We start from the raw sequence: 26,766 nt of genomic DNA, 5'->3' as shown, positions 1-26,766 counted from the left end.
CTGCTTCAGTGTTTTTCCTGCTGCTTGGCAGCCTGCCAGGCAGCTTCCATCTCGGCGGCGCTGGCGTTGTCCCAGCCGCCCAGGCGTTCAACCTGCGCTTCGACCTGAGCGAAGCGCGAACAGAAACGGGCATTAGTGCCACGCAGCGCGACTTCCGCATCCACCTTTAAATGCCGGGCCAGATTACTGACGGCAAATAACAGATCGCCCACTTCATGCTCCAGCCGCTCTGGGTCGGCTGCGCTGATTTCGGCTTCGACCTCGGCCAGTTCTTCACGGATTTTATCCAGCACGCCCTGCACATACGGCCAGTCAAAGCCCACTTTTGAGGCTTTTTTCTGTAATTTGACCGCCCGGTTAAGGGCCGGCAGCGTGGCCGGGACATCGGCCAGTAAACCGGAAGGCATATTCTGCGCTACGGGTTTGAGTGCTTTTTCCTGTTGTTTGATCAGATCCCAGTTGGCGTTGATCTCTGCCTCTTGCGGGCTGACCGAAGAGTCCAGCTCGCTGTGCAGTGTGCCCTGAGGAAACACGTGCGGATGACGGCGGATCAGCTTTTCCACCAGACGGTGAATAATCGAGCTGAGGCTAAACAGCTGCCGCTCATCGCCCATCTGACCGTAAAAAATCACCTGAAACAGCAGATCGCCCAGCTCTTCTTCCAGATGCGGCCAGTCCTGACGTTCAATAGCGTCGGCTACTTCGTAGGCTTCTTCCAGGGTGTGCGGCAGAATGGTGGCAAAATCCTGCTTCAGATCCCAGGGGCAGCCGGTCTGCGGATCACGCAGACGGCGCATCAGGTACAGCAGATCATCAAGGCCATAACTCATGAGCCATGGCCTCCACGTACCCGGCGGGCAGAAATCACATTTGGCAATTGCGCAATTTTGCTCATCAGCCGGGCAAAGCGCTCAAGGCTTTCCACTTCTACCGTCAGCTGCATATTGGCGGTGTTTTCACCCTGATTGGACTGGGTATTCACCGACAGTACATTAATGCGTTCATTCGCCAGTACAGAGCTGACATCGCGCAGCAGACCGGTGCGGTCATAGGCCTGAATCAGCATATCCACCGGATAGGTGCTGTTCGGCTTATTCCCCCAGCTGACCTGCAACAGACGCTGTGGCTCCATCGCTTCAAGATGCAGCAGGTTATCGCAGTCACTGCGGTGTACGGTCACACCACGCCCCACGGTGATATAGCCACGGATGTCGTCACCGGGCACCGGCTGACAGCACTGCGCCAGCTGAGTCAGCAGATTGCCAACGCCTTCAATATAAATATCGTCGGCCTTGGCATGACGCTCACTGTGTTCCGGCTTACGCGCCAGCGGCAGTTCCTGCTGGCTGTTGCCGGTATCGGCTCTTTTCAGTACGTTATGCACAATCTGGCCAACGCGCAGATCACCGGCACCGACGGCGGCGAACATATCGTCCACCGACTTCATATTCATGTCTTTGGCGACATCGGTCAGCGGCTCATTCACCAGATCCAGACGATCCAGCTCACGCAAGACCAGCTGGCGGCCTTCATCGATATTCTGATCGCGCGCCTGCAGTTTGAACCAGTGCGCCACTTTGGCGCGCGCACGGGTGGTGTGAATATAACCGGATTCCGGATACAGCCAGTCGCGACTCGGGTGCGCATTAGCGTTGGTCAGAATTTCGACCTGCTCGCCGTTTTTCAGCAGATAGGTCAGCGGCACAATACGGCCATTGACCTTGGCACCACGACATTTATTACCGACTTCGGTATGCACGCGATAGGCGAAATCTACCGGTGTGGCACGCGGCGGCAGATCCACCACGTGGCCTTCCGGGGTAAACACGTAAATACGGTCGGGGTTGATGTCGGCGCGCAGTTCGCCCACCAGCTCCGGCAGATCGTCCAGCTCTTCGTGCCATTCCAGCACCTGACGCAGCCAGGCAATTTTCTGCTCGTAGCCCTGATCTTTGGCGTTGAGGTCGGTGCCTTTGTACAGCCAGTGCGCACAAACCCCAAGCTCGGCATCTTCGTGCATGTTGTGGGTACGGATCTGCACTTCCAGTACCTTGCCTTCAGGGCCGATCACGGCAGTATGCAGCGAGCGGTAACCGTTCTCTTTCGGGTTGGCGATATAGTCGTCAAATTCGTTCGGAATATGGCGCCAGAGGGTATGCACAATGCCCAGTGCGGCGTAACAGTCTTTCAGTTCCGGCACCAGAATACGCACCGCGCGGATATCGTAAATCTGCGAGAAATCGAGGTTCTTGCGGCTCATCTTCCGCCAGATGCTGTAGATATGCTTGGCACGGCCATAGACATCGCATTTGATGCCGGCACCAAGCAGGTCATCACGCAGGCGCTGTACCACGGTTTCGATATAGTCCTGACGGGCAAGACGTTTTTCATCCAGCAGACCGGCAATCTTTTTATAGGCTTCCGGCTGCATATAGCGGAACGCCAGGTCCTCAAGCTCCCACTTCAGATGACCAATACCCAGACGGTGCGCCAGCGGCGCATAGATATTGAATACTTCTTCGGCGACCTTGCGGCGCTTGTCTTCCGGGCCATCTTTCACCGCCCGGATCGCCGAGGTCCGCTCGGCCAGCTTGATCAGTGCCACGCGCACGTCATCGATCATTGCCACCAGCATTTTGCGCAGGTTCTCAACCTGTGCCTGACGCTGGCCCAGCACCACTTCGTCGCGCGAATTCTGGATTGCGCTGATCGCCGCCATGCGCAGCACGCCTTCAATCAGCTTGGCCACTTCAGCGCCAAAATCGCGCTCCACACGCTGCAGGGCCAGACGCCCTTCACGCACCGCACGGTAAAGAATGGCAGCCACCAGCGACTCGGTATCGAGACGCAGATCCAGCAGAATCTGCGCCATCTCAATACCCATCTGCACACTGTCGATTGACCAGTAGGTGCGGTTGGCAATGGCTTCGTCTGACAGCTGTTTCGCCAGTGTCAGCGCGCGCCCGAGTGTTTCCGGGTCTTTTACATCGTACGCCTGCTGGATGCTGTCCAGCCAACGTGAAACATCGAGCGATCCATCATGTAACAACGGATGATCATCTCTGACCTTAACCATGACGCTTAGCCTTTCTTTCCAGTAATACCATGGTTTCTACATGGTGAGTCTGCGGGAACATATCCATAATTCCCGCCTGCCGGACCTGATAACCGGCCGCCGCCAGCACATTCAGATCCCGTGCCAGAGTTGCCGCATCGCAGGACACATAGAGAATGCGCGGCACCCGGCGTGCAATAAGTTCGTTCATCACTCCGGCCGCTCCGGCGCGGGGCGGATCCAGCAGCACCGCCTGCGGCTCAGGCAAATCCGCCAGACCACCGGCGCCGCTTAAATCGGCCTGAATCGCTTGCAAAGGTAAGGCCAGATTGGACGCCTGTGTGGCCAGGCTGTCTACCATACTTTGCTCTACCTCCACCGCCAGTACCTGCTGCGAGCGTTTCGCCAGCGGCATACTGAAGTTGCCATGACCGGCAAACAGATCCCAGATAACTTCATCGGCACCGGGCTGCAGCCAGTCCAGCGCCTGCTGTACCATGGCACGATTGACCGCGCCATTGACCTGCACAAAGTCGCTGAGTTCCAGCCGCAGTGCCAGATCATCAACCTGATGATGCAAAGGCTCAGCCTGTTCTGGCCATAACCGCTGTGGCGGCGCATCGCGTTCGCTTTTCAGCCACAGCTGTAACGGCAGCAGGCCATCAATATTGAGCCCTGCGGCAAAGCTGCACAGTTTTTTCTCATCGCCCGGCGATAAAGGCTTCAGAATGCGCAATACCAGTGCCAGCGCATTATCGGCGGCAATGGCTTCAATCTGGGTAATGACTGCCCGCGCATCAAGGTGGTTAATCTGTTCACGCCAGGATGCCCAGTCGAGGGCCGGGTGCTCGGGCAGCACCAGACAGCGGTCAACATTACTGATATGCGCAGACGAGGCTTCGCGGAAGCCAACAAAGTTCTCACGGCTGTCTTTGCTGTAACGCACACCGAGGCGCGCTTTGCGGCGATAATGCCAGGGTTCAGCCACAATCGGCGCCGACCACTCTGGCACCTCAACGCCCTGACGGCTCAGCTCACGCGCCACGCGCTCCTGCTTAAACGCCACCTGAGCATCATAGGCCAGATGCTGCAGATCACAGCCGCCACAGCGCTGGTAATGCGGACAGTCGGGGGTTACGCGTTCGGGAGAGGTTTTAATCAGATTCAGCAAACGGGTCTGCCACACCTTACGGCGGCGACCATCGAGCACCACTTCGGCTTCTTCGCCGGGCAAAGCACCGGGAACGAAATAGACATCGCGACCCAGCCGCGCCACCCCTTCCCCTTCCGAGGTCAGGTTATCCACCGACAGCGTCAGGCGCCGTTGTTTATCTGCTGGTTTCACCAGGCACTCCTTTAATGACCAGCCAGTATCATGCACAGCAGCACGACATGGCATCTGGCGCACAAGATTGGGGCAAAGGGGAAAAGATTCAAGGGTACCTCCGAATAACTCTGCAACACTCACGCGAAGCTGTGCAGGATGATTCAGAGGTGCCCAGGGTCCGGGAGGAACACATCGCGCAGCGGCTGACGGTTATCAGCCGCTGCATAGCGCTCACTTTTCAGGCGCAAAGACACCGGATGACAGATAACGGTCACCACGGTCACAGATGATGGCAACAATAGTGGCATTTTCCAGCGTTTGCGCCAGACGCAGGGCACCGGCCACCGCGCCACCGGAGGAAACTCCGCAGAAAATCCCCTCACGCCGCGCCAGTTCGCGCATGCAGTGCTCTGCTTCCTGCTGACTGATGTCCATTACCAGATCCACCTGACGGGCATCAAAGATAGTCGGCAGATATTCCTGCGGCCAGCGACGGATTCCGGGGATGGCCGAACCATCTTCCGGCTGCAGACCAACAATCTGCACCGCCGGATTCTGTTCCTTCAGGTAACGTGAGGTTCCCATAATGGTTCCCGTGGTACCCATTGAGCTGACAAAGTGGGTGATGCGCCCACCGGTCTGCGCCCAGATTTCAGGCCCGGTGCTGTGATAATGCGCCTCGGGGTTATCGCCATTGCCAAACTGATTCAGCACCTTGCCTTCGCCACGCGACTCCATCGCCAGCGCCAGATCGCGGGCGCCTTCCATACCACTGTCGACCAGAATCAGTTCTGCGCCATAGGCTTCCATCGCCCAGCGCCGTTCCATGGTGGCACTGTCAGGCATAATCAGAATCATGCGGTAGCCTTTAATGGCAGCTGCCATCGCCAGCGCGATACCGGTATTGCCACTGGTGGCCTCAATCAAGGTATCGCCGGGCTGAATATCACCGCGCTGTTCGGCGCGTTCAATCATGGATAGCGCCGGACGATCTTTCACCGAGCCGGCCGGGTTATTACCTTCCAGCTTGAGCAGAATGGTATTACTGCTGTCTGCCGGTAATAAACGCTGCAGACGTACCAGCGGTGTATTGCCCACGCAGTCGGCGATGGTCGGGTACTGAATATCGGTCACGGCGATCTCTACTTATAACCAAAGAGCGCGTAGTTTACCTTTGCACCTCACCTGAACGTAATATCAATTGGTGATTTCGTTATATCGCTGTGCATACCAGCGCACAGTCCTGCTGCGGCAATGCAGGCTGCGATTGCACCCATCCTGCCTGCCCTTTACTCTACGGCTTTACCTTTCTTTAAGTTGTGTGCATGAAAAACTGGACCATCCAGAGCCGTATTCTGTTTCTCGCTTTGCTACCCGGCGTTATTGTTTCCGTTGTGCTCGGTATTTTCTTTATGGCCGAGCGTGCACGCGACCTGAATGACCTGCTCGATCAGCGTGCGCTGGCGATGGCCAAACAGCTGGCTCCGACCTGTGAATACGGCGTGATGACCGGCAATGTCGGTATTCTGCAGAACATCGCTAACAACATGCTGGAAGAAAAGGACGTCCGCTCGGTCAGCATCTATAACCAGGATGTGGAAATTCTGGCCCATGCCGGACCGAAAATGCTGACCGAGCGCATCGGCTCAGCACAACTGCAGGCTAACCAGTTACAGCTGCTGCGTACCGAAGGGTCGGTCCGGGTACGGGCACCGATTTTTGCCCAGAATCTGGTGATTCCCGATCAGCTGTCCGATCAGTTCTATGCCGAAGAAAGCCGCCAGATCAAACTGCTGGGGTGGGCCGAACTGGAGCTGTCAAACAGCAACACCCTGCTGTTGCGCTATCAGCATATTGCGTCTTCGCTAAGCGTTATTTTGCTGGCGCTGCTGAGCTGTACCTTTGTGGCTATCCGCTTCAGCCGTCAGGTATCTGAGCCTATGGGGCGCATCGTCAAAGCCATTGGCGAACTGGAAGACGGCAAGCTGGAAAGCCGTATTCATATCAACAGCGGCGGCGAGTTCCAGCAACTGGCCTCAGGCATCAATGCCATGGCCAGTGCACTGCAGCGCGTGAATACCGAACATCAGCAAAATCTGGAACAGGCGACACAGGATCTGCAGGAAACGCTGGATGAGATGGAAATCCGCAACCGCGAACTGACCATCGGCCGTAAAGAAGCACTGGAAGCCAGCCGCATGAAGTCAGAGTTCCTGGCCAATGTCAGCCATGAAATCCGCACCCCACTGAACGGTATTATCGGTTTCAGTGACCTGCTGCTGCGCACTCATGTGGATGAACGTCAGGCTGACTATCTGGATACCATCCGCAAATCCTCCGGCGATCTGCTGAACATCATTAACGACATCCTTGACCTGTCAAAAATTGATGCCGGCAAGCTGATTATTGAGCACACCAGCTTTAATCTGCGCGATGTTCTGGAAGATGTAATGACGGTACTGGCTCCGGCCGCCTTTCAGAAAGAACTGGAACTCAGCCACCTGATTTATTCAGATGTACCGCTGCAGATCGAAAGCGATCCCTTGCGCCTTAAACAGGTACTCACCAACCTGGTCAATAACGCCATCAAATTTACCGAGCGCGGCAACGTCAGCGTGCGCGTATCGCTGATCAGCAAGGGAGATAACCGCGCCAGCATCAAATTTGAAATCCAGGACTCCGGTATCGGCATGTCCGAAGAACAGATCAACAAGATCTTTAATGCCTTCACACAGGCCGACGCCAGTACTGCGCGCCAGTTTGGCGGCACCGGACTGGGCCTGATTATCTCCCGCGCTCTGGTCGAAGCCATGCACGGCGAGATACTGGTCAGCAGTCACGAAGGCCGCGGCTCGACTTTCAGTTTCCATATCCAGGTAGGTATGCATGCCGGGACGGTCAATAACCTGCCCCTGCTGAGCGGTCAGCATATCGCCCTGCTGGAGCCTTCGCTGCTGAACCGGATGAATACCGGAGCCTTGCTGAATCAATGGCAGGTTGAACACCACGACTGCGAAAACCGTCAGCAATTACTGGAATTACTGAACAGCAATGAGCATGAACTGCAGGCACTGATCGTTGCCGTCAGCCGTCAACACATCAACGACCCACAGCAACGCCTGTTTATGCAGCAGCTGGCACAGTATGAGCTGCCCCTGATAGCCCTGATCGACAGCGTCAGCCACGAACATCTGGAGCAGCTGAAACAGCAGGGCGCCAGCAGCAGTCTCAGCCAGCCGTTCCTGCATAAACGCCTGTATCAGGCGCTGTGCCGGGCTCTCGGCAACGAGGGAACGGAATTCCGTGACGCCCAGCCCGGCAACAGCAGCCATTCCTCGGCGCAGAAACCACCCTGTGTACTGGCCGTTGACGACAACAGCGCCAATCTGAAACTGGTGGTGACCCTGCTGCAGGAGCTGGGCATTCATGTGACAGCCGCCAGCAGCGGCCGCGATGCCATTGATATCGTGCAGCAACAGACCGTCGATATGGTGTTTATGGATATTCAGATGCCGGGCATGAATGGTCTGGAAGCCACCGAGCAGATCCGTACCCTGCCAGGCAGAGGAACATTGCCAATTATTGCACTCACCGCCCATGCCATGGCCGATGAAAAAGAGGCCCTGATTAAAGCCGGCATGAACGATTACCAGACCAAACCCATCAGCCAGGAGCAGCTGGCCGCCTGTGTTGAGCGCTGGACCGGTTACCGCTCACTCAGCCCGGCAGCCGCGGCTGAAGCCTCACCGCCATCGAAAAGTCAGTGCGAATGGGTGTTTGATGCGGCAACGGCCTTACGCCATGCGAACCACAAGGTCGATCTGGCGCAGGATATGTTCCGCATGCTGCTGGATTCACTGCAGCAGGATATGCAGCACATCGTGGATGCCTGGGAAGAAGAGGATATGGATGACCTGCTGGAACGGGTTCACCGGGTTCACGGCGCTACCCGCTACTGCGGTGTTCCCTGCCTGCGCAGCACACTGGAAACGTTTGAAACAGCATTAAAAGCCAACCGCCAGGCGGAGCTGCCAACGCTGATGCGGCAACTGGTGGAAGATGTCGCCAATCTGCAGCAGTGGGCACAAAGTAACGACTGGAAAACCACGCTGGCTGAAGCCGCCAGCAAACGCAGCGAGCAATTCACCAGCGCCTGACCCTCCTGCACCTGACCCGGCAGCGTTTAACTCAGCAAGGCGAAGGCCTGAATCCAGTCGCCTTCATCCGACAGGCTGACCAGCGCACGCTGCCCGCCCAGAACCCGCAAACGCTCTGCGGCGGCGGCATGCAGCAATACCTGTGGTGCCCCCAGTTCATCGCGCAGTATTTCCAGCTGCTGAAATCCCACCCCCTTGGCAATACCGGTGCCCAGCGCTTTGGCCAGCGCTTCTTTGGCGGCATATTGCTTGGCCAGAAAGTTAAGGGGATTGGCGCGCGCACGATACAAGGTCTGCTCGGCCGGGGTCAGAATACGCTGCACAAAACGCTCACCATGGCGCTCAACAGCCTGGTGAATGCGTTTGCTGTCGAGCAGGTCGGTGCCGATGGCAATCACCCCCGGCACCTTTTTCAACTCATCGGCCTGCGCCACGACAGTAGTCCTCAGCCGCGCTGTGTAGCCGCAGCCAGCAGGTCACGCATTTCACGAACCGCTTCTTTCAGGCCGACAAACAGCGCCCGGGCAACGATGGCATGGCCGATATTCAGTTCATTCATGCAGGGAATCGCGGCGATGGCTTCCACATTGTGGTAATGCAGACCGTGGCCGGCATTCACAATCAGACCACGCTCATGGGCATAGGTGGCGGCTTCCTGAATACGCTTCAGCTCAAGCTGTTGCTCTGCTTCGGTTTTGGCATCGGCGTAACGGCCGGTATGCAGTTCAATCACCGGTGCGCCAACACGCAGCGTGGCGTCGATCTGAGCAAAATCCGGATCAATAAACAGCGATACTTCACTCTTAATCGCCTGCAGACGCTCAACCGCCGCACGGATATGTGCTTCCTGACCAATCACATCCAGTCCGCCTTCGGTGGTCAGCTCTTCACGCTTTTCCGGCACCAGACAGGTACAGGGCGGACAGACTTCTTCGGCCAGCTCGAGCATGGCATCGGTAACCGCCATTTCCAGATTCATACGGGTGGACAGGGTTTCGGCCAGCACATACACATCACGGGTCTGAATATGACGACGGTCTTCCCGCGGGTGAATGGTAATGCCATCGGCGCCGGCTTCTTCGGCCAGAAATGCCGCCTGGACCGGGTCGGGATAAATGGTGCCGCGCGCCTGACGCAGGGTGGCAACGTGGTCGATATTCACGCCCAGCAGGACGCGTTGAGCATTTTTCACAGGGACTTCCCTCTTGTCTGAACAGGCATTACTGGATGATGTTAATAATACTGATGAGCTTAACGGCCCGGCTGAAACAGTTCGCGGCTGATCAGTGGCCGCTCCAGCAGGTCCTCAAGTGCACAACGCAGCACCTGCTTGGCCGCCGCCCAGCATTGTGGCCGCTGTGCCCGGCCTTGTCCAAGCTCGAGTAAATATTCACCGGAGAACAACGGCTGCCTCGGCGCCGGAGCCACGGAGGCATCCGAACGCACAAAGCCTTCACGGGCGATAAAACGATAGAATTCAGAAGCATTGACCGGACGTCCCTCACGATCCTGTTGCCAGGAAAAACCATATCCCAGCGTCTGCAACAGCTGATATTCAAACAGGCGTAACCAGGGGTCCGGTAAACCGGGATGCTGCAGCCCTTCAAGGGTTCTGACGTAAGTCAGGAAGAGTTCTGGCTGAGCTTCATAGCGTGGTAATAAGCGCACCAGTAATTCAGCGAGGTACAGACCGCAGTACAGGTTAGCCCCCCGCAGTGAGTAAGTTTGCAGACTGCGCAGGCCGCGTAACTGCGGCCAGTCTTCGGCACGGGCCCAGTCACCCTGATAGCGCTGGTGCAGATCAGGTTGTGGCTGGCTGCGCCCGGCAACCACACTCAGCCGTCCCTGTTCTGCGGTAAATATATCCAGCAGCCATTCCTGCTCCCGCAGGGGCTGACGCTGCAGTACAAACAGCGTCTTCATGACTTAACCGATGCGGTCGTCGTAACCCAGACTGCGCAGGGCACGCTCATCATCGGACCAGCCGGCTTTGACTTTAACCCAGAGCTTGAGCATGACTTTGCAGTCGAACAGCTGCTCCATATCTTTGCGAGCTTCCTGACCAATCTGCTTGATACGGTAACCACCATCGCCGATAACAATGGCTTTCTGCGAAGCGCGCTCCACCAGAATCAGAGCACTGATTTCGATTAACGTACCGGTGTGCACAAACTCTTCGATCTCAACCGTCATCGCATACGGCAACTCATCACCCAGCTGACGCATGATTTTTTCACGCACCAGTTCTGCCGCCAGAAAGCGCGAACTGCGGTCGGTGATCTGGTCTTCCGGAAAGAAGTATTGGTTTTCCGGCAGATAGCTTTCGATCAGGTTTTCCAGCCGTTCGACGTTATGGCCGGTTTTGGCGCTGACCGGAATAATCTGGTCAAAATTATGCCGGCTGCTGAGTTCCTGCAGCACAGGCAACAACTCTTCTTTTTCGCGGACGAAATCGACCTTATTCACCACCAGAACGACCGGGGCGCGCTGGGATTTAACAGCCTGCAGCACCATTTCGTCTTCTTCAGTCCAGCGTGTACGGTCGACCAGCATCAGAATCAGATCCACGTCTTTCACTGCCGTGGTTGCCGCTTTGTTCATATAGCGGTTAATCGCTTTTTCCTGATGCTTATGCATACCCGGGGTATCGACATACACCACCTGCACGTCACCTTCGGTTTTGATGCCTAAAATCTGGTGGCGGGTAGTCTGCGGTTTACGCGAGGTAATGGATAACTTCTGCCCGAGGATGCGGTTCAGCAGCGTGGATTTGCCCACATTCGGGCGGCCAACGATGGCTACATAGCCGGTACGTTGTGTCATTATTCTTCCTCTCCTGCGTCATGCGCAGGCTCTGCTGATTCATCAATGCCCAGTATAGTCAGAACCTGAGCGGCGGCGCTTTGTTCGGCACCACGGCGGCTGCTGCCCTGAGCGACAATGGCATCAGCCAGTTCAGGAATACGACACTCAACGGTAAATACCTGCTCGTTGGTCGGGCCTTCGACGTTCAGAACCTCATATTTCGGCAGACTGGATTTCCGCCCCTGCTGGTATTCCTGCAGACGGGTTTTCGGATCTTTAATCGGATCTTCCAGCGTTAAGGCATCCAGACGGGTTGCGTACCAGGACAGAATGCGCTCGCGTGCGGCTTCCAGACCAGCATCCAGATACATAGCACCAATTAAGGCTTCAACCGTATCGGCCAGAATAGACTCACGGCGATGACCACCGCTTTTTAATTCACCGGAGCCGAGTAACAGAAAATCACCCAGATCGAATTCACGGGCAATCACCGCCAGTGTTTCGCCTTTTACCATGCGCGCACGCAGGCGGCTCAGCTTGCCTTCTTTCGCCTGGGGAAAACGGCGGTATAAATCTTCCGCGACGACAAAATTCAGAATCGAGTCGCCGAGAAACTCCAGACGTTCGTTATTGCTGATGCCTTTACTGCGGTGTGTAAGCGCCAGCATAACCAGCGATTCATCGCGGAAGTTATAGCCCAGGCGCTGAGATAATTTAACGAGGGGATTATTCACTGAGTAAAATCTTTTTGCACTTGGAAGCGTACCACCATATCGATATTCCCGAGATAGGTGTCACGGGCTTCATAGGTCCAGTCCAGTGTGAATCCCTGATCACCCTTGCGGATTTTCAGCTCATCGAGACTGGCTTTAATGTTGTTGTCCTGCAGTCGTGTTTCCAGCAGTCGCTTGAAATCCTTAGGTCTCATATCGGCGCGATATTCGCGATCCTTGGTTACGCCATCAAGAATGGTTCCGATCAGTTTATTGTCCCAATACATTGGAACCAGAGTAATAGCTCCTTTAACCAGGAGGATACCCACAAACAATACAACCAGAATCGAAACGATTGAGAGACCACGCTGACGACGCATATTAATCATCCACTTTCAGAACGGCTAGGAAGGCAGATTGTGGGATTTCCACACTGCCGATTTGTTTCATTCGTTTTTTACCTTCTTTCTGCTTTTGCAGCAGTTTTTTCTTACGGCTGACGTCACCACCATAACATTTTGCGGTTACGTTTTTACGCAGCGCTTTTACCGTGGTCCGGGCAACAACCTGATTACCCATTGCCGCCTGAATCGCCACGTCAAACATCTGCCGCGGAATCAGCTCTTTCATTTTTTCGGTCAGCGACGCGCCACGGCGACGAACGTTATCACGGTGCATAATCACTGCCAGCGCATCCACACGCTCACCGTTAACCAGTACATCCAGACGCACCAGCGGCGCTTCCTGGAAACGGCTAAAGTTATAGTCGAGTGAGGCAAAACCACGACTGGCCGATTTCAGACGGTCAAAGAAATCCATCACCACTTCGGCCAGCGGAATTTCATATTTCAGCGCCACCTGCGTGCCGGTGTACTGCATGTCCACCTGCACACCACGTTTTTCAATACACAGGGTAATCACGTTACCCAGATATTCCTGTGGCACCAGAATATTACATTCGGCAATCGGCTCACGCATTTCATCGATTACGCCAGGATCAGGCAGTTTTGATGGGTTATCCACCATCAGCACTTCGCCTTTTTTATTCACCACTTCATAAATTACCGTTGGTGCGGTGGTAATCAGATCGAGGTCGTATTCGCGCTCCAGACGCTCCTGAATAATTTCCATGTGCAGCATGCCAAGGAAACCACAACGGAAACCAAAGCCCAGTGCGTCGGAATTTTCCGGCTCATAGAACAGCGACGCATCGTTCAGCGACAGTTTTTCCAGCGCATCACGGAAGGCTTCAAAATCGTCGGAAGATACCGGGAACAGACCGGCATACACCTGCGGCTTCACTTTCTGGAAACCCGGTAACGCATCGACATCAGGGAATTTCGCGCTGACGATGGTATCGCCCACCGGCGCACCGTGAATGTCTTTGATGCTGCCGACCATATAACCCACTTCACCGGTACCCAGTTCGCCGGTCGGAGTCATTTTCGGCGTAAAGATACCAATGCCGTCCACCAGGTGGTCACGGCCGGTGGATTTCATGCGGATTTTGTCGCCTTTCTTGATGCTGCCGTTTTTCACCCGGATCAGGGAGACAACGCCCAGATAAGAATCGAACCAGGAGTCGATGATCAGCGCCTGTAACGGGGCATCCGGGTCACCTTCCGGCGGCGGGATATTAGCCACCAGATCTTCCAGTACATCTTCGATATTCAGACCGCTTTTGGCGCTGCAACGCACAGCATCGGTCGCATCCAGGCCGATAATTTCTTCGATTTCCTGTGCGACTTTATCCGGATCAGCCTGCGGCAGATCCATCTTGTTCAGAACCGGACGAACTTCCAGGCCCTGCTCAATGGCGGTATAGCAGTTGGCGACCGACTGGGCTTCAACGCCCTGAGCAGCATCCACCACCAGCAGTGCCCCTTCACAGGCCGACAGCGAACGGCTGACTTCATAGCTGAAGTCCACGTGTCCCGGAGTATCAATAAAGTTCAGCTGGTAAACCTCACCATTGCGGGCTTTATAGTCCAGCGTCACGCTCTGGGCTTTGATGGTAATGCCACGCTCACGCTCAATGTCCATCGAATCCAGTACCTGCGCCTGCATTTCCCGGTCGGAAAGGCCGCCACATACCTGAATAAAACGATCTGAAAGAGTGGATTTGCCGTGGTCGATATGGGCAATGATGGAAAAGTTACGAATGTGGTCCAGCTGGCTCACAGAATACAACCCGGTTGTTAATTGAAATGGTGAGCGATTTTACTTGAAAGGCAGGGCAAAGGCTATTTTGTACGCTATCCGGCAATCCGGCTGCGGCCAGCCGCCATAAACAACACAGCCCGGCCAGGGCCGTAATGCTGTTCACTTAACGTTTTAAACCATTTTGAAACGCCCAATGCCTCCCAGGGGAACTTATCCCCTTACCGGCGGGGCTTTATACCTGACCGCCATGGATGGCGGAAATGCATGTTTTGCAGGAGCACAAACAGGCCCAGCTTCGCGCTGTGCAGACCTTTTTCCTCCATTCAGACCACCTCGGTCACGGCAACGCGGATAATAGGCCATCCATGGCCCTATCCGCTCGCTCTGCATCCATGCAGAGGCGCGCCGGCTCAGTGCTCTTCATTCCGGCGTCCTGCAGGCGCATTCATTAATCCGCTAAGCGGCTTTTCAGAATGGGCATTGCTGTTCGATAAAAACGACGTAGCGGTTGGGATAAACCGCGCCTCTGGGCCCGCCGCAGAAACCGCTGATATGTCTGGTCTGTCCGCAGGGATGCGGACAAGCGGCTCCGGCCAGGGATGGCCGATGAGGCGCGCGGCCAGTAAATATCAAGGTTTCAAGGATTACGGGCCAGAAAGCGCAAAGCAGGGGTTTGGGGATAAGATCCCCAAGTTGGGGCGCAGGGGCTTGCCCCGCAAAGGCTGTTCACGTGCAGCCAGTGCCGGGCTGTGCTGGTTGCTGCAACTACTCGGTAATCCGCAGCGGGATAAACATCGCCGCGCCGCGACGCACAATGCGCATCGGTACGCTGCGGTTAGCCGGCAGCTTGGCAACCACCGTATTAAAATCGTCCATGCTGCGCACCGGCTCACCGGCAATCATGGTAATGATGTCGCCGTTGACCAGACCGGCAAAGGCCGCCGGACCACGCTTCACATCACGAACGACCACGCCATCACCGACGCTTTTGCGCTGCGCGTCAGACAACTCACTGACCACCACACCCAGACGGTTGCTGGTGCTTTCTTTCGGACTGGCATTATTCAGCGCCAGCTCGGCGCCATCACCATCCGGCAGCACGCCAATGGTCACGTTGATTTTCTTACGCTTACCGTTGCGCACCACGTCCAGCTTCACGCTGCTGCCCGGCTTCACCCGGCCAACCTGATGCGGCAGATCGGACGACAGGTAAATCGACTTGCCGTTGAAGTGGGTAATGATGTCGCCATTTTTCAGACCTGCCGCTTCCGCCGGACTGCCAGGCACAATCTGAGCGACCAGCGCACCGGCTGCTTTTTCCAGACCAAAGGATTCAGCCAGGTCTTTGCTGACCTCCTGAATCACCACACCGAGCCAGCCGCGACTGACCTTGCCTTTTTCTTTCAGCTGGTCGGCGACATCCATGGCCACATTGATCGGAATGGCAAAAGACACGCCCATAAAACCACCGGAGCGGGTGTAGATCTGGGAGTTGATGCCCACGACTTTGCCATCCAGATTAAACAGCGGGCCGCCGGAATTACCCGGGTTAATAGCAACATCGGTCTGGATAAAAGGGACATAGTTTTCGTTCGGCAGGCTGCGGCCTTTGGCGCTGACAATACCGGCGGTCACCGAGTAATCAAAACCAAAAGGTGAACCAATAGCGACAACCCACTCGCCCACTTCCAGCGCATCCGAATCGCCCAGTTCAACAATAGGCAGATTCTTGGCTTCAACTTTCAGCAGGGCCAGATCAGAGCTCTCATCGGCACCAATCAGTTTGGCTTCGAGCTCACGGCGATCATTAAGACGCACAACAATTTCGTCGGCATCCTTGATCACATGATTATTCGTCAGGATGTAGCCATCTTTGGAGACGATAAAACCGGAGCCGAGCGATGCCCGCTCCTGCTCACCACCACGAGGGCCCTGCCCCGGTGCACCAAAGAAGTGGCGGAAAATTTCCGGCACATCTTCCGGCAGACCATAACGCTGCTGAAAGCCGTTATTCTGCATATGTTGCACAGTACTGATATTGACCACGGCCGGCGAAGTTTCCTTCACCAGGTCACGGAAATCGGGTAACTCCGCCCGGGCCACAGAGGCCAGCAACAGCAGAGGCAGCACTAACATACGGATCATCTGTGTCATGGTTTTTCCTTGCTCAAAGGTGTTCTGAGTGGATCATAGGGATACGTTCACAACCGGACTTAAGAGTCGGCTGCCATTGTGACTGATAGCGTGCCGCCAGCTTGCGTGCCAGAGCAAAACCGCCCGCCAGTCCGGCAAGTGCAGCCACACCGGCCCAGCCATCGCTGCCGCTCAGCTGGCCGATAACCGCGCCGCCAATCAGGCCCAGTAAAGGCAGGCCATACAGAGCCAGTGCACTCAGTGCCAGACTACCGTCGGGCAGCGTCAGCACCACCTGCTGACCCGGCTGCAGCGGTTGTTCGGTACTGACCCAGAGGCGCATCGGCCGGCCAAGTTTACTCAGGCTGTGCTGACCGCAACCAGAGCGGGCATTACAGCTGTTGCAGGCACTGCGCTGCACGGCTTCAACCCAGATACCGCCATCGCCCTGCTCTATAACTTCAACGATTTCCTGACTCATCGCCTGCTTATTCCTCTGCCGCGGACAGCGCGCTGTTTGCACTGTCGGTATTCTGTTCCGCCAGAGCTGCGGGGACGACCGATGTCGCGATACGGATCATGGTATCGGCCGGTAATTCACCCACCACGGTCACCCTTAAACGACTCTGATTGTCGCCATCGGCCTCTGCGGAAGAATGCTCACGATAGCGCACAACCGCTGCGGTGGCGCCCCAGCGGCTGGTCATTTCCGGCAGGTGTTCCTGACTGACAGGATCAATAAACAAGGTAAAAGCGGCCAGACCATCACTGTACATCAGGCGTACTGGCAATTTGCTCATGGCCCCGGAGTCATCCTTCTGCTCAGCCGCCATTTGCGTCTGTGGCGATCCGGCCTGAATCACTGCAGTAATATGAAAACCAGACGGAACCCAGCCAGGTAACCAGCCGATATCGGCCGTACTGATCTGCTCATGGTCGGGGGAAACAGGGTAAAGAGTCAGTTTATGCCCCTGATCATCGGGCTCAAAGGCAGTCACCGGGATATCAGGACCAATCTCAATCTGGGCAAACTGGAAACGCTCCAGCACCTGTTGCTGATGATTCAGCAGATCAGAGCGCAATAACAGGCCGGTAACCTGATCAAGCCAGAGCTGATAACCATAGCGGTCCGCATCCACCGGAGTTACCTGTAAACGCTGGGCAAAACGTCCGGCAATGCGCTCCACATTGCCAAGCGTAAAGTGGTACTGACCATCATCAATATCCATCACCCGGGAAAAACCGTGTAATGGGTTGCTGAGTTCGCTGTTCAGGCGTGGGGAGTGGTCGCCGGGATGAATGCAGACGATGTCATGACCATGACGCACCATTTCACGCGGCAGGCCGGTAAGGTGCTGCAGTTTTTCCTGCTCCACCCCATCGATTACTGCGTGAGTAATGGCCAGAGTCTGCCATTCCTGACCATCACCATAGATTAAAACACCGCGATAATTCTGTTGTTGAAAGGCCTGGGTCATGCGTTCCAGCCAGCCCCGGGCGCCTTCCTCAGCCTGCGCGCTAAGCACGAGCAGACTGAAACTCAGGGTAAGCAGTAGTCTGCCTCCCCTCATTTGCTGCCCTCAGCAGGCTGCTGGAAATCCACCACACGGGCAAAAGGAATGGCTGCACGGCTGCCGGTCATAGTCGCCTGCTCAGTATGCTGCAGCACGTACTCCTGCAGTTTGCGCTGTGCGGCTTCAAGCTGGGCAGCATCGGCTTCAGACATGGCCTGTACCGGCGCCGATGCCAGTTGCACCGCTGCAGGCATCTGCGTTTGCTGCTCAGCGACCAGGGCATCTGGCTCAACGCTGTTCAGCCTCACCCCGACAAGTACCGCCAACGTTACCGATGCGGCAACCGCTCCTGAGGCCAACCAGCGCAGCTTGTGGTTATTGGCCACAACCACCTGAGGGCGGCTCACTTCATCCATTGGCTCGCCATCCAGCGCCTGCATGATGCCCCGCGAAAGATCAACTGCAGCGGCAGGCTCACCGCGCATCAGCGAACCAATCATCTGATAACGCTGCCAGGTACCGCGCAGTTCATCGTCCTGCTCGAGCTGATTAAGTAAACGGCGGACTTCCAGTTCGTCGGTTTCACCGTCCATCAGGGCGGATAAGGATTCATTCATGCGTTCATTCATCGGTTGCTATCCTCCCGGTCAGGCAATGGCGCTGGCAGTATCGGCCAGCAGTGGCTGCATTTTGCGGTCAATGGCTTCACGGGCGCGGAAGATGCGCGACCGTACAGTGCCGATCGGACATTCCATCACCTCGGCAATTTCTTCATAGCTCATACCTTCAAGCTCACGCAGGGTTACGGCCATACGCAGCTCCTCCGGCAGGGCTTCGATGGCGTCAAACACCACTTTCTGCAATTGATCGCGCTGCAGCAGACCATCCGGAGTTTCGATATCTTTCATATTAGCTTCGTCAGCAAAAAACTCGGCATCATCCAGATCAATATCGCGGGTCGGTGTCTTGCGCCCGCGGCTGACCAGATAATTTTTTGCCGTATTCACTGCGATGCGGTACATCCAGGTATAAAACTGACTCTCACCACGAAAGCCAGGCAGTGCCCGGTAGGCCTTGATAAAGGCTTCCTGAGTCACGTCCTGAGCCTCAGCAAAGTCAGGGACAAAGCGTCCGACCAGCGCCAGAATGCGGTGCTGATATTTGATGACCAGCAGATCAAATGCGCGCCGGTCGCCCTTCTGTACGCGGGCAACCAGTTGCCGATCTGTAGATTGTTGATCTGTCATGCTTTTTTCCGCTGTCGTGCGCTGTGTCTCTACAGCCATTGCTAAGCTCATCTACCCAGCCTCCTGTATGCCAGTGTGTCGACCTGGTTCTGGGAGGATAGAGGGGATTTGTTCGGATTAGTTCCGCCAGAGTGTATCATGGGTGGCATATGTGGCCGATGACGGACAGAAAGTTATTCCCCGTACAGCGTCCGTTATGGCCCGTCTGGCACTGGCATAAGCTACCGCGGCGGCATTATAGTGCCCACCACTTTGATACGTACAATACAGCATGAGCCAATCTTTCTCTTTCGATGTTCTTATTATTGGCAGCGGCGCCGCCGGCCTGACGCTGGGGTTGTCACTGCCTGATCACATTAATGCCGCCATCATCAGCAAAGACAGCCTGGATGCAGGCTCCACACGCTGGGCTCAGGGCGGCGTGGCGGCGGTGCTGGATGAAGACGACAGTGTTGAGGCCCACGTGCAGGACACCCTGATCGCCGGTGCCGGTCTGTGTCATGAACCCAGCGTGCGTTTCACCGTAGAAAACTCCACCGATGCCATTCAGTGGCTGATTGATATCGGCGTGCCCTTTACCCAGGACAGCCCGGATCATTTCCATCTGACCCGTGAAGGTGGCCACAGCGCACGGCGCATCATTCACGCCGCCGATGCGACCGGCCATGCCATCTCCGATACGCTGCTGGCACGGGCGAAAGAAAAGCCCAACCTCAAGCTGTTGCAGAACTACATCGCCATTGACCTGATCACCCGCGAAAAACTCGGCAGCGGCGGTCATGGTTGTATCGGCGCTTATTTTCTCAATAACGATACCGGCGATGTCGACGTCATTACCGCACGCTCGGTGGTACTGGCCACCGGTGGCGCCAGCAAGGTGTATCTGTACACCAGCAACCCGGACGGCGCCTCCGGCGATGGCATTGCCATGGCCTGGCGTGCCGGTTGCCGCGTCGCCAATATGGAATTCAATCAGTTCCACCCGACCTGCCTGTATCACCCGCAGGCCAAATCCTTCCTGATTACCGAAGCGGTGCGCGGTGAAGGTGGCAAGCTGTTGCTGCCCAACGGTCAGCGCTTTATGCAGCGCTTCGATAAACGCGCCGAACTGGCACCACGGGATATCGTCGCACGCGCCATCGACCATGAGATGAAACGCATCGGTGCCGACTGCCTGTTCCTCGATATCAGCCACAAACCGGCCGATTTTATCAAAGAGCACTTCCCCACCATTTATGAGCGCTGTCTGGAGCTGGGCATCGACATCACCCGCCAGCCGATTCCGGTGGTTCCGGCGGCGCACTACACCTGTGGTGGTGTGGTAACCGATATCCATGGCCGCACCGATATCGAAAACCTGTATGCCATCGGCGAAACCGCCAGCACCGGTCTGCACGGAGCCAACCGCCTGGCCAGCAATTCGCTGCTTGAGTGTCTGGTGTTTGCCCGCTCCGCCGCGGCTCATATTGCCGCCAATATCGACCGTAACGAACCGGCCCCCAAAGCGCCGGCCTGGGATGCCAGTCAGGTGACCGATTCCGATGAAGACGTGGTGATTGCCCATAACTGGGACGAATTACGGCGCTTTATGTGGGATTACGTTGGTATTGTCCGTACCACCAAACGACTGGTGCGTGCTCAGCACCGGGTGCAGATGCTGCGGCAGGAAATTCAGGAGTTTTACAGCAACTACCGGGTAAGTAATGACTTACTTGAGCTGCGTAATCTGGTGGATGTGGCCGACGTGATCATCCGCTCGGCACTGCTGCGCAAAGAAAGCCGCGGCCTGCATTTCAGCCGTGACTATCCGCAACCTCTGCCACGCGCCTTCGATACCGTGCTGACGCCCAAATATCTGAAGGAGCTGGGCGAACTCTGAGCCAGCTCAGCGCAGATCGTTATACAGCACCGCCGTCAGGCGGCGATAATCCTCTGCGCTGCCCAGACTGTCCGGGCGGATCATAAGCCGCTGCCAGGGCCAGAACGACCATTCGAGAATCAGCACATCCGCCCGGCGTACACTGCCATGGCGCCAGCGCACCGATAGTTTGCAGCCATGATATTCCAGCCACCAGCCACGACTGTCGCAGCCCAGCCTGCGCACTGCCGGCTTACGCCACCCCCACAGCATCAGCAATAACAGAAAAACCGCCACCACTCCCCACCACAGCGGAGGCAGCAGCCAGCTAAAAATCAGAAGAGCAGACAACAGAAAGGCACCATCAAGCCAGCGCTGCCGACCTGATGGCTGTAGTAACCACTCAGCGGTTACGGGCATGCTCCCGCACCAGTTCAATAATGCGAGCCAGATCGGCATTATCCGGAACCTGATGCTCCATAAACCAGGTAAACAGGTCCGGATCTTCACATTCCAGCAGCTGACGGTAGCGGGCCTGATCGTCTGCGCTCAGACCGGTGAAGGCTTCTTCGGCAAAAGGAACCAGCAATACATCAAGCTCCAGCATGCCACGGCGGCTGTGCCAGCGGACGCGTTTTGCTTCAATTTCGTCAGACACTCGGAACTCCCAGATAAGCAATAAAAGTAAACGGCAGCAGTCGCAGGGTGCGGCCACGCCGGTGATAAAACCGCAGTATATCAAAGCTGGCAGCGGATACCGCTATCCCGACGGTGGTATAAGCCCGATAGCCACACAATCTGCAACGTTAAGAGTATGACCAATTTGCAGTAAACTGCGGCCATATTGTTATCACCGACACAAGACCCGTATTCATTATGTCTGAAGCATCCATCGTACTTCCCGGCCAAATTGACCCGCAGGGGTTCATCCCGGAGCAACCTGCCACACAGGGGCTGACCTGGCTTTCCGCCTTTGCCCTGCTGGAAATCAGCGGCCCGGACAGTGAACGCTTTCTGCAGGGACAATTAACCTGCGATATGACCAGCCTTAAAGCAGACCGCTGGACTCTGGGCGCCTGCTGTACCGCCAAAGGCCGCATGGTGGCGAACTTTGTGATTGCCCGCCATGGCGACAGCGTCTGGCTGCGTCTGCCACGGGCTCAGGTCAGCGCGCTGCGCCAGCATCTGGCACGCTACGCGGTGTTTTTTAAGGTCACCATGACCGAACATCTGGACGACTGGCTGGTCACTGCCGATGTGCCTGCCGAGCTGTCTGCGTACGACGACAACCCTGACAGCCTGAGCGATGGCCGCCTGCTGCAGCACGACAGCAGTGATAACAGCCTGACCCTGCACTGGCCGGATGGCCGCGTTGAATACTGGCTGCCGTCAGAAAAAGCCAACGCCCAACTCCAACAGGCCCCGGAACTTACTGCCGAGCAGCAATGGTGGCTGGGCGACATTGCCGAAGGCATTGTCTGGGTCGAAGAAGCCAGCCGCGAAGCCTGGGTGCCACAGTTTATCGACTGGCATATCCACGAGGGCATCAGCTTCCGCAAAGGTTGCTATACCGGTCAGGAGATCGTTGCGCGTCTGCAGTATCTGGGCAAAAGCAAAAAGAATCTGGTCGCCGTGAGCACTGTCGCGGATGCCAATATCGCCATTATGACCGCCCTGCAGGACAGTCAGGGTAAGACGCTGGGCGACATTGCCGCCTGGTGCGGCCGTCTTGGCCTGGCGGTGATGAACAGCGACTGGCCAGAGAGCGGCATAAAAGCCGGGGAAATTCCCGTCACTCTCGCCCGTCTTTCCTATACTGAAGGCACAACTGAGCAGAATAACAGCGACGCTGATCCTGCCATCACAGATAACTGATCCGGCCACAGGGCCGGAGCGCTTAAGAGGCCGGCCCATGAGCAACCTGGCACAACAGGTAAAAGACGATATCGTAGCCCAGATCAAGAAGGACGAACTGGTGCTGCCCACCCTGCCCGAGATTGCTTTACGTGTACGCGAAGTGGCAGAAGATGCCAACGCCACCATTCCCCAGCTGAGTCAGATCATCGCCCAGGACCCGGCGCTCAGTGCGCGCATTATTAAGGTCACTAACAGCCCATTAATCCGCGCCAACAGCCCAGTCACCGACCTTGGCACCGCCATTTCGCGCCTGGGTATCGATTTCACCAGTAATCTGGCCATCGGCCTGGCCATGGAGCAGATGTTTCAGGCCACCCACGACATTATTGATAAACGCATGCGCGAATGCTGGGCACGGGCCATGGAGATCGCCTCATCGGCTCAGGTGCTGGCACGGCATTTCACTAAACTGCAGCCGGATCAGGCCATGCTCGCCGGACTAGTACATCAGATCGGTATGCTGCCAATTCTGGCTTATGCCGAAAATCACAGCGACCTGCTCAACGACAGCTTCTCACTGGATCTGGTACTGGAAAAACTGCATCCGTCTCTGGGCAGCTATATTTTGCGCAGCTGGGAGTTTTCGCCGGATCTGGTCAATGTACCGAAGGAATATCTGAATCTGCAGCATCAGGCCGACAGTGCGGATTACTGCGACCTGATCCAGGTTGCCACGCTGCAAAGCTACGACGGCAGCGATCACCCGCTGGCACGGATCAAGCGCAGTGAACTGGGTTCCTATCAGCGTCTGGGACTGGATGCCGACGATGAAGTTACCCAATGGCAGGAACTGACTGAAGAAGCCGAAGCCACGCAAAACGCGCTGCGCTGAGCGCCGACTAAATGCCGGCCAGCGGGTGCTTATCCTGCGGCCAGGGAGATTCCAGCAACGCCTCAATCCAGCTGGCCGGCACATCATCCACATGAGCGTGCTGCCAGCGCGGGCTGAAATCTTTATCCACCACCATGGCGCGAATGCCTTCGGCAAAGTCCGGATGCCGCACCGACTGATAGGCCAGCACCAGCTCCCACTGCACCACCTCTTTTAAACTCATCTGCTTGCCGCGGTGCAACTGCTCCATAATCAGATGTGCCGTTGCCGGACAACCAGCTTTAAAGTTATTCAGTCCCTGCTGCAGCCAGGCGTTGTCTGTGCTGTGCGCCGCAAAACGCGCGGCTATTTTGCTCAGATCGTCGCAGGCAAAGAGCTCATCCAGTTCGGCCTGCACCGGTTGCAGCTGGCTGGCCGGCATCTCCGCCGCTGCAGAGCCTTCAAGCTGCTGCAACAGAGAGCGCACGCAATAATGGTTTTCGGCCTGGTTATCGCTCCAGTTTTGCTGACGCAGCTGCGCCAGAACCTCATCCAGCTGGGCGTGCTGCAGGCAATAGTGAGTCAGTTTCAGGTCTTTGCAATCAACGGCATTCATATGACTGCCGGACAACCCCATCCAGTGACCCGCCGGATATGGCAAACGTGACAGATACCAGGTGGCAGCAACATCCGGGAACAGACCTATACGAACTTCCGGCCAGGCCAGCTTCAGTGTCTCAGTACCAACGCGGTGATTAGCGCCGATAAACAGCCCTAAGCCACCGCCCATGACAAAGCCATTTCCCCAGGCAATCAGCGGCTTGGAAAACAGGTGAACACGGTAGTTTTTGCCATATTCGCCGCTGAAAAAATTGTCGGCATAACGGCAATGCTCATCGCCTTCGGCCTGCATGCTGTCATACAGCTGGCGGATATCGCCACCGGCACAGAAGGCTTTATCACCGGCACCACGCATCAGTACCGCCACCAGCTTGTCGCTCTTTTCCCAGCGCTTCAGCTGCTTGTCGATCAGATTCACCATGGTCAGATCGACAGCATTCATGGCTTTTGGGGCATTCAGGGTCAGAACACCAATCTTATGGCCAGAACGGGTCGTCAGGGTGTCAAACAAAACCGGGGATTCAACAGTCAAAACAGTCTCCTTGAATGTTCCCAGGGCCTGCTCATCTTTATTAAACAGGCTCTGATAATGCTCAGTCGGCGCAGAACCGGCAGACAATCCGGCTGCCGTACGCGCATCATACAGGAGTGTTACACTCACACGGAAAGCAACCGTACGCCAGAGTGAACACCCAGCATGACGCCGTTACTGAGTCTGATCATAATTGCCGCCATTATCGGCTTGTTACTGCTGCTGATGCTAGTCGACCGAGGTAGCAGAGGCAGTGAATTATCGGCTCTGGCTGATCAGCTGAAACTGGCTTACCGGCCTTATGCCTCACTCAGCCAGCGTATCCGCGACGCGCACTTTCAGCTGCTGGATATTGGCCAGTTCCGGCACTTCCGCCATTTGCTTGAAGGGCAACTGGAGAACGATGACAGCCGCTACCTTAATCTGTTTGATTACAGCCTGATCGGGGCCGGAGGTGCGTCGACTCAGACCGTTATTCTGTTGCCCTGCCCGCTGCCCGAGGCCAGTGCCTTCAGCATCTGTCGCAAGCGCTGGTTGCAGGAAGATGTGTTTTCCGAAAGCCAGCACAAGAAGCTCGTCTCATTAACGGCACAGCAAAAACCCCTGCTGCTGCGCCAGTGGCAGCTGCACAGCCAGAATGGCGAACGCCTGTGGGCCTTACTGAAACCAGAGGTCTGCGACTGGCTTTTGGCGCATCCTCACCTTCACATTGAGTGGGCAGATGGCATCCTGCTGCTCTGCCGGCCTCACCATGTTCTGCCGCCGGCCCAGATCGAAGACGCCCTGCAACATGCATTGCAACTGATCAAACGTCTGCAGGACAGTGCCAGAATGGTCTGAATCAGTGTCTCTCAATAATAAAATTACAGGTATTTTTTATGCGGCCTATCTCAGCCATGTTTCAGACGTCCACCCGCTTGCTTATCGGCGCCACGACCTTCGCAACATTAATGCTGAGCGGCTGCTCGGCCAGTCAGCAGGAAGTGATTTATGACAAAGCCATTAACCTGGCCCGCAGCAGCGCCGACCTGACCCTGAAACAGGCCGATACCGGTGACGTGGAAATGCGTTATCTGGAACGTCAGGGCACAGGACCAACCGTCTTATTGCTGCATGGTTTTTCTGCCAACAAAGATACCTGGCTGAAATTTGCCGCCGAAATGCCACAGGATTATCACCTGATTATTCCCGACCTGGCCGGTCACGGTGACACCCCGGCACCATCGACCCAGGATTATAATTTAATCCGCCAGGCTGAACGCCTGCATAAGCTGATGGCTGCGACGGGCGCTGAACAATTCCATATTGCCGGTAATTCCATGGGCGGTGCCATCAGCGCCATTTATGCCACCCGCTATCCGCAACAGATTCTCAGCCTGACCTTAATTGATGCTGCCGGTGTTGATGCGCCAGAGCAAAGCGAATATATGCAGGCGCTGGCCGAAGGCAAAAATCCGTTAATCGCTACCGACGAAGAAAGTTTTGAATACCGCTGGAATTTCGTCATGAGTGAACCACCACTATTGCCATGGCCGCTGCGTCCGGTGGTTGTGCGTAAAACCATCACCCGCGAAGGTATTAACCGCGAAATATTCAGCGATATGCTCGCTACCCGCGAAGAGCTGGCAGCCAGCCAGTTTGAGCAACAGCTGAGCGAAAAAGTCACCATGCCAACGCTGATTATCTGGGGAGAGGAAGACCGCGTACTGGATGTATCAGCCGCACAGGTATTCAAAGAAAAGCTGCCACAGGCACAGGTAAAAATTTATCCGGGAATCGGTCATTTACCGATGGTCGAAATTCCGGCGGAAACCGCAGAACTGTACAGCCGTTTTATTGCAACCGCTGAATAATTCGGCAAAAAAGAGAATGCAGGCCAAAAAGCCCCGTTATCCGGGGCTTTTTTATGTTGT

25 protein-coding genes are annotated in these 26,766 nt (G+C 56.0%); 6 read left to right on the top strand and 19 right to left on the bottom strand.

The window, feature by feature from the left end:
* Positions 1-5: 5 nt before the first annotated feature.
* The 4 genes from mazG to cysM form a co-directional block, all read right to left on the bottom strand.
* Entirely contained in the window at positions 6-830 is an 825-nt protein-coding gene (gene mazG, locus MT343_RS05705) for a nucleoside triphosphate pyrophosphohydrolase (RefSeq protein ID WP_145469176.1), read from the bottom strand.
* A complete protein-coding gene (relA, locus tag MT343_RS05700) occupies positions 827-3,076 on the bottom strand; it encodes a GTP diphosphokinase (RefSeq protein ID WP_145469175.1) in 2,250 nt (749 codons plus the stop codon). The genes mazG and relA overlap by 4 nt, the downstream gene beginning before the upstream one ends.
* Positions 3,069-4,400 (bottom strand): 23S rRNA (uracil(1939)-C(5))-methyltransferase RlmD, encoded by a 1,332-nt coding sequence (rlmD, locus tag MT343_RS05695; protein ID WP_186435916.1) that lies wholly within the window; start codon positions 4,398-4,400, stop codon positions 3,069-3,071. The genes relA and rlmD overlap by 8 nt, the downstream gene beginning before the upstream one ends.
* 213 nt (positions 4,401-4,613) lie before the next feature.
* Positions 4,614-5,507, bottom strand: a complete 894-nt coding sequence (gene cysM / locus MT343_RS05690) for a cysteine synthase CysM (protein ID WP_145469521.1) — start codon at positions 5,505-5,507, stop codon at positions 4,614-4,616.
* Positions 5,508-5,707: 200 nt separating this feature from the next.
* Between cysM and MT343_RS05685 the strand changes: the two genes are divergently transcribed.
* Positions 5,708-8,539, top strand: a complete 2,832-nt coding sequence (locus MT343_RS05685) for a response regulator (protein WP_145469173.1) — start codon at positions 5,708-5,710, stop codon at positions 8,537-8,539.
* Between the two features lie 26 nt (positions 8,540-8,565).
* On the opposite strand, the gene acpS is transcribed toward MT343_RS05685, so the two are convergent.
* From acpS to rpoE, 12 genes are all read right to left on the bottom strand, one after another.
* On the bottom strand, positions 8,566-8,973 hold the full coding sequence (gene acpS, locus MT343_RS05680; protein ID WP_243989465.1) for a holo-ACP synthase: 408 nt from the start codon (positions 8,971-8,973) through the stop codon (positions 8,566-8,568).
* An 11-nt stretch (positions 8,974-8,984) separates the two neighbouring features.
* On the bottom strand, positions 8,985-9,731 hold the full coding sequence (pdxJ, locus tag MT343_RS05675; RefSeq protein WP_145469172.1) for a pyridoxine 5'-phosphate synthase: 747 nt from the start codon (positions 9,729-9,731) through the stop codon (positions 8,985-8,987).
* A 59-nt stretch (positions 9,732-9,790) separates the two neighbouring features.
* A complete protein-coding gene (recO, locus tag MT343_RS05670; protein WP_145469519.1) occupies positions 9,791-10,462 on the bottom strand; it encodes a DNA repair protein RecO in 672 nt (223 codons plus the stop codon).
* A 3-nt stretch (positions 10,463-10,465) separates the two neighbouring features.
* A complete protein-coding gene (era, locus tag MT343_RS05665) occupies positions 10,466-11,362 on the bottom strand; it encodes a GTPase Era (protein ID WP_145469171.1) in 897 nt (298 codons plus the stop codon).
* Entirely contained in the window at positions 11,362-12,078 is a 717-nt protein-coding gene (rnc, locus tag MT343_RS05660; protein ID WP_145469170.1) for a ribonuclease III, read from the bottom strand. The genes era and rnc overlap by 1 nt, the downstream gene beginning before the upstream one ends.
* Positions 12,075-12,437 (bottom strand): DUF4845 domain-containing protein, encoded by a 363-nt coding sequence (locus MT343_RS05655; RefSeq protein WP_186435915.1) that lies wholly within the window; start codon positions 12,435-12,437, stop codon positions 12,075-12,077. Before MT343_RS05655 ends, rnc begins: the two co-directional genes overlap by 4 nt.
* Position 12,438: 1 nt before the next feature.
* Positions 12,439-14,238 carry a translation elongation factor 4 gene (lepA, locus tag MT343_RS05650; protein WP_145469168.1) on the bottom strand — a complete coding sequence of 600 codons (1,800 nt, stop codon included), beginning with the start codon at positions 14,236-14,238 and terminating at the stop codon, positions 12,439-12,441.
* A 747-nt stretch (positions 14,239-14,985) separates the two neighbouring features.
* Positions 14,986-16,374: a DegQ family serine endoprotease gene (locus MT343_RS05645; protein WP_145469167.1), complete on the bottom strand. Its 1,389-nt coding sequence runs from the start codon at positions 16,372-16,374 to the stop codon at positions 14,986-14,988.
* A gap of 13 nt (positions 16,375-16,387) precedes the next feature.
* Entirely contained in the window at positions 16,388-16,834 is a 447-nt protein-coding gene (locus MT343_RS05640) for a SoxR reducing system RseC family protein (protein ID WP_145469166.1), read from the bottom strand.
* A 7-nt stretch (positions 16,835-16,841) separates the two neighbouring features.
* On the bottom strand, positions 16,842-17,924 hold the full coding sequence (locus tag MT343_RS05635; RefSeq protein ID WP_145469165.1) for a MucB/RseB C-terminal domain-containing protein: 1,083 nt from the start codon (positions 17,922-17,924) through the stop codon (positions 16,842-16,844).
* Positions 17,921-18,496, bottom strand: a complete 576-nt coding sequence (locus MT343_RS05630) for a sigma-E factor negative regulatory protein (protein ID WP_145469164.1) — start codon at positions 18,494-18,496, stop codon at positions 17,921-17,923. Before MT343_RS05630 ends, MT343_RS05635 begins: the two co-directional genes overlap by 4 nt.
* An 18-nt stretch (positions 18,497-18,514) precedes the next feature.
* Positions 18,515-19,114 (bottom strand): RNA polymerase sigma factor RpoE, encoded by a 600-nt coding sequence (rpoE, locus tag MT343_RS05625; RefSeq protein WP_145469163.1) that lies wholly within the window; start codon positions 19,112-19,114, stop codon positions 18,515-18,517.
* Positions 19,115-19,385: 271 nt separating this feature from the next.
* Here rpoE and nadB point away from each other — a divergent pair, with 271 nt between their 5' ends.
* Positions 19,386-20,993, top strand: a complete 1,608-nt coding sequence (nadB, locus tag MT343_RS05620) for an L-aspartate oxidase (protein WP_145469162.1) — start codon at positions 19,386-19,388, stop codon at positions 20,991-20,993.
* A gap of 6 nt (positions 20,994-20,999) precedes the next feature.
* Here the strand turns inward: nadB and MT343_RS05615 are convergent, their stop codons facing one another.
* Together MT343_RS05615 and MT343_RS05610 are read right to left on the bottom strand one after the other, a co-directional pair.
* Positions 21,000-21,392 carry a hypothetical protein gene (locus MT343_RS05615; protein WP_145469161.1) on the bottom strand — a complete coding sequence of 131 codons (393 nt, stop codon included), beginning with the start codon at positions 21,390-21,392 and terminating at the stop codon, positions 21,000-21,002.
* Positions 21,376-21,630: an FAD assembly factor SdhE gene (locus tag MT343_RS05610; RefSeq protein WP_145469160.1), complete on the bottom strand. Its 255-nt coding sequence runs from the start codon at positions 21,628-21,630 to the stop codon at positions 21,376-21,378. Before MT343_RS05610 ends, MT343_RS05615 begins: the two co-directional genes overlap by 17 nt.
* Positions 21,631-21,848: 218 nt before the next feature.
* Between MT343_RS05610 and ygfZ the strand changes: the two genes are divergently transcribed.
* The gene (gene ygfZ, locus MT343_RS05605) at positions 21,849-22,847 is read left to right on the top strand and encodes a CAF17-like 4Fe-4S cluster assembly/insertion protein YgfZ (protein ID WP_145469159.1); all 999 of its coding nucleotides are present in this window, start codon (positions 21,849-21,851) and stop codon (positions 22,845-22,847) included.
* Positions 22,848-22,884: 37 nt separating this feature from the next.
* Positions 22,885-23,721: an HDOD domain-containing protein gene (locus MT343_RS05600; RefSeq protein ID WP_145469158.1), complete on the top strand. Its 837-nt coding sequence runs from the start codon at positions 22,885-22,887 to the stop codon at positions 23,719-23,721.
* A 7-nt stretch (positions 23,722-23,728) separates the two neighbouring features.
* Here the strand turns inward: MT343_RS05600 and MT343_RS05595 are convergent, their stop codons facing one another.
* The gene (locus MT343_RS05595; RefSeq protein WP_186435914.1) at positions 23,729-24,853 is read right to left on the bottom strand and encodes an enoyl-CoA hydratase/isomerase family protein; all 1,125 of its coding nucleotides are present in this window, start codon (positions 24,851-24,853) and stop codon (positions 23,729-23,731) included.
* A 165-nt stretch (positions 24,854-25,018) separates the two neighbouring features.
* Between MT343_RS05595 and MT343_RS05590 the strand changes: the two genes are divergently transcribed.
* Positions 25,019-25,693 carry a hypothetical protein gene (locus tag MT343_RS05590; protein WP_145469156.1) on the top strand — a complete coding sequence of 225 codons (675 nt, stop codon included), beginning with the start codon at positions 25,019-25,021 and terminating at the stop codon, positions 25,691-25,693.
* Positions 25,694-25,731: 38 nt separating this feature from the next.
* Positions 25,732-26,706 carry an alpha/beta fold hydrolase gene (locus tag MT343_RS05585; RefSeq protein ID WP_145469155.1) on the top strand — a complete coding sequence of 325 codons (975 nt, stop codon included), beginning with the start codon at positions 25,732-25,734 and terminating at the stop codon, positions 26,704-26,706.
* The last annotated feature ends 60 nt before the right edge of the window (positions 26,707-26,766 follow it).

Origin of the sequence: Venatorbacter sp. C2-1, assembly GCF_022832715.1 — a bacterium.
GTDB classification, from domain to species: domain Bacteria; phylum Pseudomonadota; class Gammaproteobacteria; order Pseudomonadales; family Oceanobacteraceae; genus Venatoribacter; species Venatoribacter alkanivorans.
The sequence above is the reverse complement of the archived record's forward strand: the minus strand, read 5'-3'. Positions and strand labels throughout refer to the sequence as shown.

Bases quoted from the DNA above. Each gene is read 5' to 3' on its own strand.
- mazG (WP_145469176.1), bottom strand. From the start codon at position 830: ATGAGTTATGGCCTTGATGATCTGCTGTACCTGATGCGCCGTCTGCGT.
- relA (WP_145469175.1), bottom strand. From the start codon at position 3,076: ATGGTTAAGGTCAGAGATGATCATCCGTTGTTACATGATGGATCGCTC.
- MT343_RS05630 (WP_145469164.1), bottom strand. From the start codon at position 18,496: ATGAATGAACGCATGAATGAATCCTTATCCGCCCTGATGGACGGTGAA.
- era (WP_145469171.1), bottom strand. From the start codon at position 11,362: ATGACACAACGTACCGGCTATGTAGCCATCGTTGGCCGCCCGAATGTG.
- rpoE (WP_145469163.1), bottom strand. From the start codon at position 19,114: ATGACAGATCAACAATCTACAGATCGGCAACTGGTTGCCCGCGTACAG.
- MT343_RS05590 (WP_145469156.1), top strand. From the start codon at position 25,019: ATGACGCCGTTACTGAGTCTGATCATAATTGCCGCCATTATCGGCTTG.
- MT343_RS05640 (WP_145469166.1), bottom strand. From the start codon at position 16,834: ATGAGTCAGGAAATCGTTGAAGTTATAGAGCAGGGCGATGGCGGTATC.
- nadB (WP_145469162.1), top strand. From the start codon at position 19,386: ATGAGCCAATCTTTCTCTTTCGATGTTCTTATTATTGGCAGCGGCGCC.
- MT343_RS05600 (WP_145469158.1), top strand. From the start codon at position 22,885: ATGAGCAACCTGGCACAACAGGTAAAAGACGATATCGTAGCCCAGATC.
- MT343_RS05645 (WP_145469167.1), bottom strand. From the start codon at position 16,374: ATGACACAGATGATCCGTATGTTAGTGCTGCCTCTGCTGTTGCTGGCC.
- MT343_RS05615 (WP_145469161.1), bottom strand. From the start codon at position 21,392: ATGCCCGTAACCGCTGAGTGGTTACTACAGCCATCAGGTCGGCAGCGC.
- recO (WP_145469519.1), bottom strand. From the start codon at position 10,462: ATGAAGACGCTGTTTGTACTGCAGCGTCAGCCCCTGCGGGAGCAGGAA.
- MT343_RS05585 (WP_145469155.1), top strand. From the start codon at position 25,732: ATGCGGCCTATCTCAGCCATGTTTCAGACGTCCACCCGCTTGCTTATC.
- ygfZ (WP_145469159.1), top strand. From the start codon at position 21,849: ATGTCTGAAGCATCCATCGTACTTCCCGGCCAAATTGACCCGCAGGGG.
- MT343_RS05655 (WP_186435915.1), bottom strand. From the start codon at position 12,437: ATGCGTCGTCAGCGTGGTCTCTCAATCGTTTCGATTCTGGTTGTATTG.
- MT343_RS05635 (WP_145469165.1), bottom strand. From the start codon at position 17,924: ATGAGGGGAGGCAGACTACTGCTTACCCTGAGTTTCAGTCTGCTCGTG.
- MT343_RS05685 (WP_145469173.1), top strand. From the start codon at position 5,708: ATGAAAAACTGGACCATCCAGAGCCGTATTCTGTTTCTCGCTTTGCTA.